Annotated in this window: 15 protein-coding genes; 9 read left to right on the top strand and 6 right to left on the bottom strand. The window is 61.7% G+C overall.

The annotated features are described in order from the left end of the window. Positions 1–2: 2 nt before the first annotated feature. From argE to B0G82_RS14555, 4 genes are read right to left on the bottom strand one after another with little or no spacing between them, the layout of a single operon-like run. Entirely contained in the window at positions 3–1,166 is a 1,164-nt protein-coding gene (argE, locus tag B0G82_RS14570; RefSeq protein WP_121307765.1) for an acetylornithine deacetylase, read from the bottom strand. Beyond that, on the bottom strand, positions 1,159–1,836 hold the full coding sequence (locus B0G82_RS14565) for a DUF1028 domain-containing protein (RefSeq protein ID WP_121307764.1): 678 nt from the start codon (positions 1,834–1,836) through the stop codon (positions 1,159–1,161). The genes argE and B0G82_RS14565 overlap by 8 nt, the downstream gene beginning before the upstream one ends. A gap of 10 nt (positions 1,837–1,846) precedes the next feature. Continuing rightward, a complete protein-coding gene (locus B0G82_RS14560) occupies positions 1,847–2,284 on the bottom strand; it encodes a RidA family protein (protein WP_121307763.1) in 438 nt (145 codons plus the stop codon). A gap of 50 nt (positions 2,285–2,334) precedes the next feature. Continuing rightward, positions 2,335–3,684, bottom strand: coding sequence for an NAD(P)/FAD-dependent oxidoreductase (locus B0G82_RS14555; protein ID WP_121307762.1), 1,350 nt, complete (start codon positions 3,682–3,684; stop codon positions 2,335–2,337). A gap of 264 nt (positions 3,685–3,948) precedes the next feature. On the opposite strand from B0G82_RS14555, the gene B0G82_RS14550 reads away from it, so the two are divergent. The 6 genes from B0G82_RS14550 (at position 3,949) to B0G82_RS14525 (ending at position 10,628) form a co-directional block, all read left to right on the top strand. Next, on the top strand, positions 3,949–4,875 hold the full coding sequence (locus B0G82_RS14550) for a LysR family transcriptional regulator (protein WP_106285537.1): 927 nt from the start codon (positions 3,949–3,951) through the stop codon (positions 4,873–4,875). Between the two features lie 182 nt (positions 4,876–5,057). Continuing rightward, entirely contained in the window at positions 5,058–6,221 is a 1,164-nt protein-coding gene (locus B0G82_RS14545) for an SRPBCC family protein (RefSeq protein ID WP_121307761.1), read from the top strand. 32 nt (positions 6,222–6,253) lie between these two features. Beyond that, entirely contained in the window at positions 6,254–7,435 is a 1,182-nt protein-coding gene (locus tag B0G82_RS14540; RefSeq protein ID WP_121307760.1) for an ABC transporter ATP-binding protein, read from the top strand. Between the two features lies 1 nt (position 7,436). Further along, positions 7,437–8,492, top strand: a complete 1,056-nt coding sequence (locus B0G82_RS14535; protein ID WP_121307759.1) for an ABC transporter substrate-binding protein — start codon at positions 7,437–7,439, stop codon at positions 8,490–8,492. Between the two features lie 25 nt (positions 8,493–8,517). After that, positions 8,518–9,783 carry an ABC transporter permease gene (locus B0G82_RS14530; protein WP_121307758.1) on the top strand — a complete coding sequence of 422 codons (1,266 nt, stop codon included), beginning with the start codon at positions 8,518–8,520 and terminating at the stop codon, positions 9,781–9,783. A 26-nt stretch (positions 9,784–9,809) separates the two neighbouring features. Further along, entirely contained in the window at positions 9,810–10,628 is an 819-nt protein-coding gene (locus B0G82_RS14525) for an ABC transporter permease (RefSeq protein ID WP_116117232.1), read from the top strand. A gap of 58 nt (positions 10,629–10,686) precedes the next feature. On the opposite strand, the gene B0G82_RS14520 is transcribed toward B0G82_RS14525, so the two are convergent. After that, positions 10,687–11,118, bottom strand: coding sequence for a hypothetical protein (locus B0G82_RS14520; RefSeq protein WP_116141934.1), 432 nt, complete (start codon positions 11,116–11,118; stop codon positions 10,687–10,689). A 165-nt stretch (positions 11,119–11,283) separates the two neighbouring features. Beyond that, the gene (locus B0G82_RS14515; RefSeq protein WP_116148518.1) at positions 11,284–12,336 is read right to left on the bottom strand and encodes an AraC family transcriptional regulator; all 1,053 of its coding nucleotides are present in this window, start codon (positions 12,334–12,336) and stop codon (positions 11,284–11,286) included. A 571-nt stretch (positions 12,337–12,907) separates the two neighbouring features. On the opposite strand from B0G82_RS14515, the gene B0G82_RS14510 reads away from it, so the two are divergent. Genes B0G82_RS14510 through fahA form a run of 3 tightly spaced genes read left to right on the top strand, consistent with a single transcriptional unit; the run spans position 12,908 to position 16,103 of the window. Then, on the top strand, positions 12,908–13,492 hold the full coding sequence (locus B0G82_RS14510; protein ID WP_241974589.1) for an enoyl-CoA hydratase/isomerase family protein: 585 nt from the start codon (positions 12,908–12,910) through the stop codon (positions 13,490–13,492). A gap of 2 nt (positions 13,493–13,494) precedes the next feature. Further along, the gene (locus B0G82_RS14505) at positions 13,495–14,724 is read left to right on the top strand and encodes a CoA transferase (RefSeq protein WP_121307757.1); all 1,230 of its coding nucleotides are present in this window, start codon (positions 13,495–13,497) and stop codon (positions 14,722–14,724) included. A gap of 56 nt (positions 14,725–14,780) precedes the next feature. Further along, positions 14,781–16,103 carry a fumarylacetoacetase gene (fahA, locus tag B0G82_RS14500; protein WP_121307756.1) on the top strand — a complete coding sequence of 441 codons (1,323 nt, stop codon included), beginning with the start codon at positions 14,781–14,783 and terminating at the stop codon, positions 16,101–16,103. The last annotated feature ends 30 nt before the right edge of the window (positions 16,104–16,133 follow it).

The raw sequence follows: 16,133 nt of genomic DNA, 5'->3' as shown, positions 1-16,133 counted from the left end.
TCTCAGGACGCGGCCGAAACGTATTCCGCCAGGCGAGCCAGCATCGCGTCGCATTCACGCAGTTGCTCGACGGTGACAAATTCGTCCGGCTTATGCCCTTGGTCCATGCTGCCGGGTCCGCACACCACGGCCGGAATGCCCGCCTGATTGAATAGTCCGCCCTCGGTGCCGAATGCGACGGTGCCGAACTCGACGGAACCGCTGAGCAGCGCCAGAAGACGCGCCGCTTCGCTGTCGGGAGAGGTGGCCAATCCCGGATAGGCAGACAGCGGTTCAAAGCGGATCTCGGTGTCCGGCTTGACCGCGCGCATCTTCGGTAGCAACTCGGCCTCGGCGTAGGTCTGCAACTCGTCGGCCACCCGGTTGGCGTCGAAGCCGGGCAGCGCGCGCACTTCGAAGTCGAACTCGCATTCGGCCGGCACGATGTTGAGCGCACGGCCGCCCTTGATCAGCCCGGTTTGCACAGTCGAGAATGGCGGATCGAAGCGCTCGTCGTGATGTTCGGGCTGCGCCAGTTGCTCGCCGATCTCTTCCAGGCGGCCGATCATGCGCGCCGCGTATTGAATGGCGTTGACGCCATACGGCGCATAAGCCGAATGACAAGGCGCGCCTTTCACCTGACAGCGCATCGCCAGCTTGCCCTTGTGGCCCAGCACCGGCTTGAGTTCCGTCGGTTCGCCGATCAGGCACAGCGCCGGCTTGTGCGCGCGCCGCGCCAATTCCGCCAGCATCGGCCGCACGCCGAGGCATCCGACTTCTTCGTCGTACGAAAAAGCGAGGTGCACCGGCAGCTTCAACTCGCGTTCGAGCAAGCCGGGCACCGTTGCCAGCACCGAAGCGATATATCCCTTCATGTCGGCCGTGCCGCGGCCATATAACCGTCCGTCGCGCTCGGTGAGACGGAATGGATCGACGGTCCATGCCTGGCCATCGACGGGCACCACGTCGGTATGGCCGGACAGCACGATGCCGCCGCGCTCACGCGGGCCGATGGTCGCAAACAGATTCGCCTTGGTGCGCTCGGCGTTGTAAAACAGTTCGCTCTCCACACCGAGTTCATCGAGGTAACTTCGGATGAATTCGATCATGTCGAGATTGGAGTCGCGGCTGACCGTGGCGAAGCCGATCAGCCGTTCGAGCAGCGCGCGGCTGGAGCGCTCATTCATTGCCGGGCACGCCGTAGCTCGGCGCGGCGGTCGGATTCAACGCCCGGGTCAGGTAGTCCTGCATCTGCGGCCGGTATGCTTGCCACAGAGCGGCGAGCTGGCCGATGGGGTCGTCATCCGCCCAATCGACCCGCAAGTCGACGATCGGCCAGCTCACGTCGCCCACGATCTTGAGCGCGGCCGAATGCACGGGTCCTGCTTCGCCGCCAGCGGCTATCGCGGCATGCATGCCCGCGAGCAGCCGATCGGCAAGCGTGCCAGTTGCCCGCTCGAACGCCGGAAGCATCGCCTCGATCACATCGACGCTAGCGAGCATGTTGCCTGCCGCCACACACTGCTTGCCGGCGACGGCGTGATACGTGCCCAGCGCTTCCTTGCCGCTAAAGAACGCCGTGCGGCCCTGTGCGTCGATCACGGTGACCTGGCGGTACTCGCTCCACTCGCTCGCGCCGAGCATTCGGTCCAATGCCGCGGTGGGGTCGAGTTGTTCGTGCTCCAGAAGGTCGAGAATCTGCGGCCCAAGCGCGGGCAGCGTGACGTTCTGCGTCGCCACCGCGCCCACGCCTGCGCGGACCCATGGGCAGCGCGCGCCCACCGCAATACTGGACGAACTGATCGCGATGCCAAGCTGCCCGGATTGCGGGCAATGTCCGACGATTGAGAATGTCATCTCCCGCTCCTTAGGCTTGCGGCGGCGTCCATCCGTCCGGAATCACCGCGACAACGTCGATCTCCATCAACCACTGTGGCTGACCCAACGCGACCACCACCAGTCCTGTCGAAATCGGAAACACACCCTTCAACCACTTTCCGACTTCCTGGTAGACCGGCTCGCGGTAGCGGACGTCGGTCAGGAACGTCGTCGTCTTGACGATGTGAGACAGGTCGCTGCCTGCTTCTTCCAGCAACTGCTTGACGTTTTTCATGGCCTGCTCGGCCTGGGCGCGCGGATCGCCGACGCCGACCAGACGGCCGTCGAAATCCGTGCCTACCTGACCGCGCACATAGACCGTGTTGCCGGCGCGCACGGCCTGGCAAAGATCGTTGTCGAGCGTCTGGTTCGGATATGTGTCCTTCGTGTTGAACATGCGGATACGGGTATGCGTAGGCTGGTTCATCAATGCACCTCAATGTTAGGAATGGATCGCGGATGAGAGAGGCGTACGCATCAATTCACGCCCATCTCGCTGACTTTGTGAACGCGTGAACCGGCGGATAGGTTTTCAACGCTTTCCTCGCCGTGGCTCAGTGCCTGCTGTTGCGCGTCGCCGTAATAGGCCGCGTATTTGCGCTGCGTGACGATGTGATCGGCGATGTGCTTCGCGTCGTGCCACACGCCCCAGATGAATGCGGAACCGCGGCGCGATAGCCACGGCAGACCGAGGAAATAGACGCCGGGCTCCTTCGATACACCGCGCTGATGTTTCGGTTTGCCCTTTTCATCGAACGCGTCGACGTTCAACCAGCTGAAATCGACCGCATAACCAGTCGCCCAGATAATCGACGTCACGCCGGCTTTCGCCAGATCGAGATCGTGCAGCGGGTGCGTCACGCATTCCGGATCCGCGGGAATGACGCGCGCTTCGGGTTCTTCGGGAAGATCGAGGCCGTTGCGCACGGCGTAGGCGTCGGCGGCGTCGAGCAGCGACAGATAGTTTTCGTCGCCGCGCGCGATGTTCTCCGCGAGATCCGCTTCGAAGGTCACCACACCTTCATCGAACGATTTCGTCAGACCCACGAGCGTGATGCCCTGATTCGCGAGACGCCGGAAGTCCACCGTATGGCCGCCACGCGCACCGCTCACCGCAATCGTGACGTGCTCCCTGCCCGGCTTCATGACCTCGGCATCCCATTCGCCGAGCACGCCGAGCCACCAGCAGAAGTCGCGGCCGCGATAGGCGCGCGGCGGACGATCGTGCGCGCCGACCGACAGATAGGCGCGCTTGCCCGCGCGTTGCAACTCGTCCGCGATCTGCACGCCCGACGAACCCGCGCCGACCACCAGCACGCCGCCTTCGGGCAATTGGGCGGGATTGCGATAGTCGGCGGAATGAATCTGCGTAAGACCCGGATCTTGCGGCGCGATTGGCGGAATGACGGGGCGCTGAAAAGGCCCGGTTGCAACCACTACACGATTGGCCTCGATCGTGCCTTCCGAGGTTTCGACGGTGAAGCCTTGGCGCCCCGCATTGCGCACGACCTTCTTCACTTCCACACCCGTGCGGATCGGGGCGTCGAATTTCTTCGCATAGGCGACGAAATAATCCGCGACCTGCTCCTTCGAAGCGAATGCGTTGGGATCGAAGTCCGCGAACTCGAGATTGGGAAAACGATCGTGCCACGCGGGGCCATTGGCAACCAGCGAATCCCAGCGTCCCGTGCGCCAGCGCTCGGCGATACGGGCGCGTTCCAGCACGAGATGCGGCACGCCAAGCTTGCCCAGATGTTCGCTGATGGCGACGCCGGCCTGACCGGCGCCGACTACGAGCGTGTCGATTGACGTTGCTTCCACTGTCATGGCTGAGTCCTTCTAAAAAAGCGGAATATTTCGATTCGATCGCGGCGTCACGGCCTTTAAGCGCTCGCGATCGTTTCGGACCAGGCAGTGTCTTCCGACTATGCGTTGCTACCCGGTCCGTTTGTCTCTCATCAAAATCTACGCGTCCCTTCAGAATTTGAAAAATATATTTAAAAAATGCATCGCATCGGATTTGCCTATGCAAGGCTTTTTGACCGCCTCACAATGCCGCGCATGACAGGCCTAAAACACGGAGCGTCGTCGATGGAGAGTCAACCGTTGCGTTACTCGTTGCGCCAGTTGCGCTATTTCGTGGTTACCGCGGAAGTGCTGTCTTTCACCGCCGCCGCGAAACGCCTGCACATCTCCCAGCCGTCGATCTCGACAGCGCTCGCGGATCTCGAAGTGTCGTTCGGCGTGCAACTGTTCATCCGGCATCACGCAAGCGGCCTCTCGCTCACGCAAGCCGGACGCGATCTGCTCGGGCAAGCGCGCAATCTCCTGAAGTTTGCGGAGGAGTTGCAGACAACCGCGAAGGAAATGGACGGCGGCATGACCGGCGCCATCACGCTCGGCTGCATGGTCTCGCTCGCGCCGCCGCTGATGCCACGACTGATCAGCCGATTCATCGACGAGCACGCGGGCATCTCGTTTCGCACGGTGGAGGCGCATCAGGACGGTCTCTTGCGCGGCCTGCACGACGGCTCGCTCGACATTGCCCTCACCTACAGTCTCGACCTGGCTGAAGACATTGCCTTCACGCCGCTGCTCTCGCTGCCGCCTTATGCGATCCTGCCGCGGACGCATCGTCTGGCACGCGCGCGCAAGGTATCGCTCGCCGACCTCCTTCCCGAACCTTATGTGATGCTCGACCTGCCGCACAGCCGCGAGTATTTCGCCGCGCTCTTCGATGCGGTGGGCAGCCGTCCCGTACCCGCATTCCGTTCGTCGCAGCCGGAGGTCGTGCGCGGCATGGTGGCCAACGGTCTCGGCTATAGCCTCCTGAACTTTCCGCTCAAATCGAACCGCACCGTGGACGGCGAAGAGTTCGTCATTAAGCGTTTCAAAGACAATGTCAATGCAACGATGCTCGGCATCGCGCAATCGCGCACCATGAAGCCGCGCCAAGTGGTGCATCGCTTCGCCTCGTTCTGCGAGACCTATATCCAGCGGTTGCATTTCGACGCATGATGAGAAATGCGCGATTCTCTACTTCAGTGCCACGCGCGCTGCATAGACAAAAGCTTTGCTTTGTATCTGAAAACAATATTTTGGCTTGCAATTTGGCTTGTTAGATTGGTGTCCATGTTGAGCGCTACGCCGTAAAGCCTCGCGTTGACGCGCTCTCACCGTGACGAATCAAGGGGGACACCATGGCCAACCCGGCAAGGACGATCGCAGTGCAAGCACTTGTCGACGAACTGCGCGCGGGTTGTGAACGTCCATTCGGCGACGCGCACGCAATGCCGCCCGGCGTCTATACGTTGCCCGAATTCCTCGCACTGGAAGAGCGCGCTATATTCGAGCGGGAATGGCAATGCATCGGCCGCGCCAGTGCGCTCAAGGTGCCTGGAGACTACATGACGGCGCGGATCGGCGCGCAACCTGTCGTCGTATTGCGCGACGAACAGATGCAACTCAAGGCGATGTCGAACGTGTGCCTGCATCGCATGTCTGTGCTGCTCGAAGGACGCGGCAACGTGCGCCGCATCGTCTGCCCTTATCACGCGTGGAACTATTCACTGGACGGCGCGCTGCAAGGCGCGCCGCTCATGGATCGGCAGGAAAGCTTCTGCAAGGAAAGCTACCGGCTGCCCACCGTGCGTTGCGAAGAATGGCAAGGCTGGATTTACGTGACGCTCGACGAACACGCGCCGCCCGTTCACGCCCAACTCGACGAACTGAGCGAACTCATCGGCGCATACGGCATGTCGGACTACGTCGAGACCTTCCATGAAGAGCACGTGTGGAACACGAACTGGAAGATCCTCGCGGAAAACTTCATGGAAAGCTATCACCTGCCCATGTTGCATCGCGCGACGGTAGGACCGCATTCGCGGCTCGAGGAAATGGAATGCCCGCCGGGCTATCCCGCCTTCAACTATCACTGGATCACGAAGGAAGCGTCCTTGCCCATCGGCAACGCTCATCCGGACAACACGCGCCTCACGGGACATTGGCGCAAGACCACGGCGCTGCTCGCCATTTACCCGACGCATCTCGTCACGCTCACGCCGGGTTACTTCTGGTATCTCGTGCTGCAACCGCAAGGCGTGGAGCACGTGAATATCCGCTTCGGCGGCGGGCTTGCACCGGAGTTCATCGCCGATCCCGAGGCCAATGCGCATATGACGACGCTGAAGAAGCTGCTCGACGAAGTGAACGCGGAAGACAAACGCGGCGTGGAAGCCGTGTTTCGCGGCGTGCATGCGCCCCTCGCGAAGCCCGGTCACCTGAGCCCGCTCGAGCGTCCCAACTATGACTTCGCGCGCTATATCGTCGGCAAAATCGGCGCGACGCAGACCGGCACGCATTGATTACGACGCACCATCGACAGGACGCGATCACGATGTCAAACCCTTCCTTCATTTCGTTCTCGGGCGTGAGCAAATCGTACGACGGCGCCCAATACGTCGTCGACGATTTGAACCTCGACGTGCGCAAGGGAGAATTCCTGTCGCTGCTCGGCCCGTCCGGCTCGGGCAAAACGACCACGCTCATGATGCTCGCGGGATTCGAATCGCCCACGCACGGCGAGATTCGCCTCGACGGCCACCGACTCGACGACAAGCCGCCGCATCAGCGCGACATCGGCATGGTGTTCCAGAACTACGCGCTCTTTCCCCATCTGACGATTGCGGAGAACGTTGCGTTTCCGCTCTCCGTGCGGCGCGTGAGCCGCGCCGAGCAGAAAACGCGTGTGCAGCGCGCGCTGGAGATGATCGAGCTGCCGCATCTGGCGAACCGGCGTCCCGCGCAACTCTCCGGCGGACAGCAGCAGCGCGTGGCGCTCGCGCGCGCGCTCGTGTTCGAGCCGAGCGTCGTGCTGATGGACGAGCCGCTCGGCGCACTCGACAAACGCCTGCGCGAAACCATGCAATACGAAATCATGCGCCTGCATCGCGAGTTGTCGCTCACGATCGTCTACGTGACGCACGATCAGGCCGAAGCGCTGACCATGTCGGACCGCGTTGCCGTGTTTTCCGATGGCCGGATTCAGCAGGCCGCCACGCCGAGCGAACTGTACGAGAACGCGCAGAACGCCTTCGTCGCGAACTTCGTCGGCGAGAACAATGGTCTGACTGGGCGCGTCGTCAGTGTGGGCGAGGACTGGGCGACGCTCGCGCTCTCGGACGGCAGCGTCATTCGCGGCCGCAGCGAACCCGGCCTGCGCGCGGGCGACGAAGCGATGCTCGCGCTGCGCCCTGAACGCGCACATATTCCCAGCGCCGAAGGCGTGCAGATCGACGAACACAGCAACGTGGTGCGCGCACAGGTCCAGGAACTGGTGTATTGCGGCGATCATCACCGCGTGCACCTCGCGCTCGGTTCGCGCGATTCCTTTGTCGTGAAAGTACCTAATACGCAGCGCCATGCGCTGCCTTCGCCCGGCAGCGAGATCGAAATCGCATGGCGCCACGACGACTGCAAGATTCTCGTGATGAGCTTGCCGCGCAGCGCGCCCGTGCCCCCCCCATCCACCCCGCTCTCACCCTCCATCATCACGACCGCACCTGCAGGAGCCAACTAAAATGCGCACTCTCATCAAAACACAAAACGTCGCACTCGCAGTACTCGCCGCAGCCGCTTTTACCACTGTGACCGCCCAGGCCGCGGAGACGCTTTCCGTCGTGACCTTCGGCGGTGCATACGAAGCGGCAGCAAAGAAGGCCTATTTCGAACCGTTCACCCAGGCCACCGGCATCGGCTTCTCGACCGAATCGTATGACGGCGGCCTCGCGAAGCTCTCCGCGATGGAGCAGGCGAAGAACACCACGTGGGATCTGATCGACCTCGAAACGAACGACGCGATCACCGCCTGCGACGAAGGCCTCCTGCAGAAGTTCGACAAGAAGACGATCGGCAAGACCAGCGACTTCCTTCCCGGCACGATCAGTGACTGCGCGGTCGCGAGCATGGTCTGGTCCACGGTCTACGCGTACGACGCGAGCAAGCTCAAGACCGCGCCGACCACCGTCAACGACTTCTTCGATCTGCAGAAATTCCCGGGCAAGCGCGGCCTGCGCAAATCGCCGAAGGTCACGATGGAATGGGCGTTGATTGCCGACGGCGTCGATCCGAAGGATGTCTACAAAGTACTCGGGACACCTGCCGGCGTGGATCGCGCGTTCAAGAAGCTCGACACGATCAAGCCGAACATCGTGTGGTGGGAATCAGGCGCTCAGGCGCCGCAGTTGCTCGCCGACGGCGCCGTCGTGATGACCCAGGCCTACAACGGCCGCATATCCGACGCCGCGAAGAAGGACAACAAGCCGTTCAAGACCGTGTGGGACGCGCAGGTCTACGACTTCGACTGGTGGGCCGTGCCGACGGGCGCGAAGCACGCCGACGCCGCCGCGAAGTTCATCGCCTCCGCTTCGCAGCCGAAGGCGTACGCGGACTTGTCGAAGTACATCGCCTACGCGCCGCCGCGCAAGGACGCGATCGCGCTGATCGACAAGCAACGTCTCGCCGATCTGCCGACCGCGCCCGAGAACTTCAAGCGTGCCTTGCAGATCAACGCGAACTTCTGGGCCGACAACGCGGACCAGATCAACAAGCGCTTCCAGGTGTGGCTGACGCAGTAACACAACCGTCCGACGAGAGCCCGACTTGACTACTCACACGCCCGCTTCGGCCCGCGCCCCGGCCCCGGGCTCTCCGACGAGAGCCGACGGCCGCGCGTCGTTTCAAAAGGCGCGCCGCCGTGCCTCGGTGCAAGCGCTGTTGCTCGCGCTGCCGCTGATCGTGTTTCTGCTGTCGACGTTCATTGCGCCGATCGCGCTGCTCCTTGCGCGCAGCGTACAGAACCATGAAGTGCCCGACAGCATGCCCGCGCTCACGCGCGCGCTCGATGCATGGGACGGGCGCGGCGTGCCGGACGAGCGCATGTTCACCCTGCTCGCCGCGGGGCTCAGGGAAGCGCAGCAAAGCGGCCAGCTCGGCACGGTCGCGCGGCGGCTGAACTTCGATCAGGCCGAGTTCCGCAGCCTGTTGATGCGTACCGCGCGCCAGTTGCCCGCCGACGCGCCGCCCGCATGGAAAGCGGCCCTTATCGAACTCGACCCACGCTGGAATTCGCCGGAGATCTGGCGCTTGCTGAAGCGCGCCGCCTCCTCGCCGACGCCCGACTATCTGCTCGCGGCCGTCGATGCGCATGTGACACCGCAAGGCGCGGTCGCCTTCGTGCCGGATAACGCTTCGATCTATCGGCAGGCGTTCGTGCGCACGATCTCGATCAGCGCCACGGTCACGCTGCTGTGCCTCCTGCTCGGCTATCCGGTCGCATGGCTGCTCGCGAATCTGCCCGCGAGAAGCAGCAACCGCCTGATGCTCTTCGTAATCGTACCGTTCTGGACCTCGCTGCTCGTGCGCACGACCGCGTGGTACGTTTTGCTGCAGCCGGGTGGCGTCATCAACAGCCTGCTGATGGGTCTCGGCCTCACCACCCATCCACTGCCGCTCATCTTCAACCGCGCGGGCGTGCTCATCGGCATGACGCATGTGCTCCTGCCGTACATGATTCTCGCGATCTATTCGGTGATGAAGAGCGTATCGCCCGTGTACGTACGCGCCGCACAATCGCTCGGCGCGCACCCGTTCACCGCGTTCGTGCGTATCTACATTCCGCAGACGCTACCCGGCGTGGGAGCGGGCTGCTTCCTCGTGTTCGTGCTCGCGCTCGGCTACTACATCACACCCGCGCTGCTCGGCGGCGCCGGCGACGAGATGATCAGCCAGCTCATTGCCATACAGACCAACACGCAACTCAACTGGGGCCTCGCCGGTGCGCTATCGGCGTATCTCGTGATTTTCACGGCGATTTTCTATTTCCTGTTCAACCGGATCGTCGGCATCGACCGTTTGCGCTTCGGTTAAACACGCTGACACGACGAGAGATCGACATGCAAGAACAACGCAACAAGGTGCTGACGGAACGCGTCGCCGCGCGCTGGGTGCGGCTACATACAGCGCTTGTGCTGTTCTTCCTGATTGCGCCGATTCTCGCGATCATTCCGCTCTCGTTCAATTCGGGTTCGTACTTCTCCTACCCGTTGCAGGGCTTTTCGCTGCGCTGGTATGAGCAGGCGCTCACGAGCGCGGACTGGCAGCGATCGCTTTTGAACAGCATCGGCATAGGCGCGGCGTCCACGCTGATCGCCACGTGTCTCGGCACGCTGGCCGCGCTGGGCATTTCACGCACGCAGTTTCCGCTGCGCTCGCTGATCATGCCGATCCTCATCTCGCCGATGATCGTGCCGATTGTCGTTGTGGCCGCGGGTTTCTATCTGATCTTCGCGCCGCTCGGCCTCGTGAACTCGTATCCCGGCGTGGTGCTGGCGCATGCGGCGCTCGGCACGCCGTTCGTGGTGATCACCGTGACGGCGTCGCTGCTTTCATTCGATCAGAGTCTGTTGCGCGCCGCGTCCGGACTCGGGGCGACGCCCTGGATCACGTTCAGGCGCGTGACCTTACCGCTCATCACGCCGGCGGTCGCGACCGGCAGCGTCTTCGCTTTCGCGACCTCGTTCGACGAAGTCATCGTTATTCTGTTCATTGGCGGCCCGGATCAAAAAACCGTACCGCGGCAGATGTGGAGTGGGATTCGCGACTCGATCGATCCGTCGATCCTCGCCGTGGCCACGATGCTGATCGTGTTCGCCGTGCTGCTCTTCGCGAGCATCAACTGGCTGCATGGGAGCCGGGACGGGATTAAGGAATAACGGAGCGTGCTGCCCCGCGATATCTATCGTCGGCGTCGGCGCAAGCGCACCCGCGAAATCAATGGTACGTCGTCGTCGACGATTGCAGCTTGGTCAGTACACCGCCTTTGAATCTGAACCAGCCTTGCGAGCTCTGCATCACGACTTCATCGCCTTGCCAGAACACGCGCCTGACCGTCATGCGCTTACCCGAGCGCTGCACAAGCGGCGGACGACGGCGAAAGTCGTACAGCACGGGACCGGAATCGGTCTGCACCAGCGTGCGCGTGACGGTGTCGCTTGCATTACCGACCTCATCGAAATGCGTGAGTGTGTCGGCGCCGAAGCGATCGAAAACTTCCTTATCGAGCATCCCCACGAAATCGCGCTCGGCGCGAGCGAATTCCAGTGCGCCCGAAGGCGTGGCGAGCGGGCCGGGCGCGTTGCTCTGCGCATGAACGGAGGTCGCCAAAGAGATGGCCGCGAGTGAAGCGAAGAATAGTCGTCTCATGTTTCTTTTGGATTCAGGGGTGGTTCCGACGGCGGAGTGTGACTTGCAATCGGCCCTTGGGAACACGGTCGTCAATTCTGACCGACACGTTGAAGGTCTGCAACTGAATGATCATCTGCGCTCGCCATGGCACTGTCGCGGACCTATGCAGGCGCGCCGCGCCTGTCACCCATCCTGGCCCGTTCCCTTCCGATAAAGACTGGGTGAGTTTCCAGTCCACTTCCTGAACGACCGCCGAAAGCTCGCCGCGTCCGAAAATCCAATACGCTCGGCGACCTGTTCGATAGGAAGTCGCGTGTTCTCGAGAAATTCAATGGCGAGCGACCGGCGCACATCGTTCAACAAGGTTTGATACGAGTAGTTATCGTCGGCGAGCCGTCTATGCAAGGTTCGCAGTGACATGCCGAGCTGCGCGGCCATCTTCTCCGCGGATGGGAACACGCCTGGTGCGTTCAGGCACGCCATGCGGATTTGCCGCGGAAGTTCGGGAATGCCATCGCGTTCTTCGAGAATGCGATCACACAGTTGCTGGCAGATTTGCGCGGTAATCGGATTCGCATTCGGACACGGACGGTCCAGTACATGCACGTCGAAATGCCACTCCATCGTATCGGCGCCGAACTCCACGGGACAGTCGAACATCCTTTCGTAATTCCGCCAATGCGGCGGCGCCGGATACGCCATGACCATGCGCTTCGACGGAAAAGGCGCTTCCAGCACGCGGCTGAATAACACTGTCATCGAACTGCGCCAGAACTCGGCGACAAACGGCAGCATGTCGCCAAGCGATGCGAGTCCGTGGCTGCTCAGAATGCCGGTGTCCCCCTTGGTGGAATAGCTGATCTGCAGAACCGCGCCGGCCATCCTGACATTTTCGACGCTGAATTTCAGCGCGTCACCAAAGGTTGTACTGCTGACCATGGCGTAGCCATATATGCCGAAGTCACTGATCCTCTGACGTGCGCCGGCGAGCAATCCAACATCGGCTCGTGTCGCTAGCCGTTGAGCGTTTCGATAAATGGCGAGGCGCTGACGATGCGAGATTCTCGCCTGCGAATCCTCCAACTGGTTCGCATGGACACCCGTGTTCGCGAACAGTTTATTGACGGAAACGCCCTCGGCGGCCAGTTCGGCGGCGAGCGCGGCCAAGCCCAGAAGACTCTGCGTTGGCGCGTCGAGATCCGGATGCAATGGCGTGATGATTTTCGGTGGTCGCACGATATGCCTCACTGCAATTGCGGACATGCTCGCACATTTTCTCGATCTTCGTTGGGCGCGTTTGGCACAGTTTGACACGGCAATTGGCAGGGTTGGACGTTGCCGCTCAATGAGCTCGCTGAGATAGTAACCATCAACGGCGCATGCCGAAAAACAGATGGAGACAAGCTATGAAGCCCTCAGTTGACCCCGCGCGGACACTAGTGACAACCCTGATCGGCGCGCATCCTGAGACCGTGGTTGGCGCAATCGGTCCCGTCAATGCGGCGACGCAACACGCTCCGCTGATAAGCACCGCTGCCGCATCGGTTTAATACACCGATAACAGACCCGTCAGCCGGCACTCCCACACACAGGCCATATTGCGATCACCTTGCAGAGAGAACCATGACCACAGTAAAGATTGAAATGGATGGCGCCGTCGGAATCGTTTCATTAGCCAAGCCGCCGCACAACCTGATCGACGACGCGATGATTGCGGATCTGCTCGCCGCGTATCGCGGCGTGGTCGCTGAAGGCGCGCGCGATCGTGCTCAAAAGCGACATGCGGCACTTCTCCGCCGGTGCGGAAATGAGTTCATTTACCGACGGCAAGACAGTGATCCAGCACAACGCCGATCAATTCCTCGAGTTCCTCGACGTGCTGGAGAACGCGCCGGTTCCGACACTCGCCGCCGTTCACGGCGCCGCGCTCGGCGGCGGCCTCGAACTGGCGTTGACATGCGACATGATCGTCGCCGCGGACACGGCCTACTTCGGCCAGGTCGAGAACATCGTTGGTCTGATTCCCCTGCTCGGTGGCACGCAACGACTCGTACAGCGAGCGGGCGTCGTGCGCGCCAAGGAAATCGCGCTAATCGGACGGCGGCACGCAGCGGAAGCATTCGAGCGCTGGGGCATCATCAATCACGTCGTGCCCGAAGCCGAACTCCAGAGCGCCGCCATGTCGTTCGCCCGGCAACTGGCGGCAGGTCCGACCAAGGTTCTCTACGGCATCAAACAGCAGGCCAATCTCGCCGCAAACGGCGGCGTGCGCAGCGCCGACCTCGAACAGATCAACCTCAACAACATGATCTGGCAGACGGGCGATCGCGAACGAGGTTTCGCTTCGTTCTTTTCGACCGGGCCCGCCACCGCCGAATTCAAAGGAGATTGATCATGTCAGCACCGCTCGAAGGTATTCGTGTGATCGATTTCACGCGAGTGCTGGCCGGACCGCATTGCACCAAAACGCTCCTCGATCTCGGCGCCACCGTGATCAAGATCGAACCACCCTCCGGCGATATCGGCCGCGTGAGCATGCCGCATATCGGCGACATGTCACTGTATTACGTGCAACAGAACGCCGGCAAGCGCAACGTGAGCCTCGACCTCAACTTCCCGGAGGCTCGCTCCATCATGGTCGACATGTGCCGGGACGCGGACATCATCGTCGAGAATTTTCGCCCCGGCACGTTGGACCGGTTCGGGCTCGGCTATGAGCAGGTGCGCGCTTTCAACCCGTCCGTGATCTATGCTTCTTTGAGCGGCTATGGGCAATCGACCTCATGGCGCAACCGCCCCGCCTTCGCGCCGACCGTGCAAGCCGAGTCGGGACTGACCGACATCGTCCAGCACCATTTCGGCGCTGCGCTCACCGAAGTTCGTAACGACGCATGCAGCCACGCCGACATGTACACCGGCCTTCACGGCGTAATCGGTATTCTGGCCGCGCTTCAGCATCGCGCGCGAACCGGCGCGGGACAACACGTGGACGTCTCGATGGCGGCGACCATGCTATCGGTGAACGAACGCGTGGGTGCCCAACTGTCGGAAATCGATACGGAGGGCGAACCGATTATTCTCTCCGCGCCCGATTCGCACATCTTCGATTTGCCCGATGGACGTCGACTCACCATTGCAGGCAGCCCGATTTACACGCCAATGTTTTCGCGTTACTGCGCGATGATGCGCCGCAACGATTTGCTGAGCGATCCCCGCTTCGGCACGGCGCTGTTGCGCCGGCAAAACATCGCAGATTTGCTGGCCGAAGTACGCGCATGGCTTCTCACGTTCAATGACCTGGATCAGATCCAGACGCAGGTCAGCGAAGCGGGATTGGCCATTGGCGTGGTCCGCAGCGTCAACGAGTTCGCCGATTCCGAGTGGGTGCAGGAATGGGGTGCGTTAGTCGATGTCGACGACAGATCCGGCGGCACGACACGCATGCCCGGCGCACCCTGGCATTTCAGCCAGTCCGAGTTGCCGCAGCCGGGCAGCCCTGCTTTCCAGGGCGAGCATAACGCCGAGGTTCTCTCGGAACGCAAACTTAGCGCAGAATTCATTCGGGATTTGCAGGAGCGCGGAATCCTTCTTAGCAGGCAAAGCCCCGCGCGCCCGTTCGACTGAACGTCGCTGCTATTACGCGAGCCGCTCGTGCCTTAACCGAATGAATCGGGACGAACATGCAATACTCTCTGAATCAGACGCATGACCCCGCTGCGCGCAGTTGGGTCGAATCCGCCAATGCACCGGCGTGTGACTTTCCAATCCAGAATCTGCCATTTTCGGTTTTCCGCAGAAAGCATTCCGGTGAGGCGTTCCGGGGTGCGGTCGCAATCGGCGATCAGGTCATCGATATCGCCGCCTGGGCGGCTCGTGCCAGTCTGAATGGAATCGCGGGCGAGGCCGCGCGGGCGTGCGCGCAGCCCGTGCTCAACGAGTTCTTCTCACTGGGTCCGTCCGCATGGCGCGCTGTACGACACGCGCTATTTGCGGCGCTTCACGAGCGAGCCCCTTCGGACGATCGCGCGGCCATCGAGGCGTGTCTGGTCCCGCAATCGGAAGTGGAATACGGCCTGCCTGCGCAGATCGGCGATTATACGGATTTCTACACGTCGATTCATCACGCGACCAACATCAGCAAGCTGCTCGGTCTGAGCGGTGTGAGCGCCAATTTCAAATCGATACCCATTGCCTACCACGGCCGCGTCTCGAGCATCGGGCTCAGCGGTCAGCGCTTCCGGCGCCCAGCGGGCCAAATCATGCTTCCGGGCGAAGATGCGCCGATCTTCTCGCCGTCGCGCAAGCTGGATTACGAACTCGAACTCGGCATCTACATTGGACAAGGCAATGCGGCCGGCGAACCGATCGACCTGGATCAAGCCGACAGTCATGTATTCGGGCTGTGTCTGCTCAACGACTGGTCCGCTCGCGATATTCAGGCCTGGGAGATGCAGCCATTAGGCCCCTTTCTGGCGAAGAATTTCGCCACCACGATCTCGCCATGGATCGTGACCATGGAGGCACTGGCGCCGTTCAGGCTACCTCTGCCGCGCCCGCACACGGATGGAAAGCCGCTGCCTTATCTGGATTCCGATCGGAATAGCACGGCGGGCGCCATCGATATCCAACTGGAAGTCTGCATGGAGACTTCCCGCCATAAAGCCGCGAATCTCCCGGCGGCGCGACTCTCACTCACGAGTTTCAGGCATCAGTACTGGAGCATCGCACAGATGGTCACGCATCACACCGTGGGTGGCTGCAATCTGCGTGCTGGAGACCTGCTTGGCAGCGGCACCATTTCAGGTCCCGAGAAATCAGAAGCGGGCGCGCTGATGGAACTTGCACGCAACGCAAGCGAGCCGGTCACGCTGAATACAGGCGAAAAGCGCAGCTACGTGGAGGACGGCGACGCCATTATCCTGCGCGGCTACTGTGAGAAAGCTGGCTTTGCACGAATCGGATTTGGAGAGAGTCGCGGCGAGGTTTTGCCGGCACAACTCTAGCGACCCCACCTCTTCAGATGTCTGTCATGA

The sequence above is a fragment of the Paraburkholderia sp. BL17N1 genome (genome assembly GCF_003634175.1).
In the GTDB taxonomy this organism is placed as follows: domain Bacteria; phylum Pseudomonadota; class Gammaproteobacteria; order Burkholderiales; family Burkholderiaceae; genus Paraburkholderia.
The sequence above is the reverse complement of the archived record's forward strand: the minus strand, read 5'-3'. Positions and strand labels throughout refer to the sequence as shown.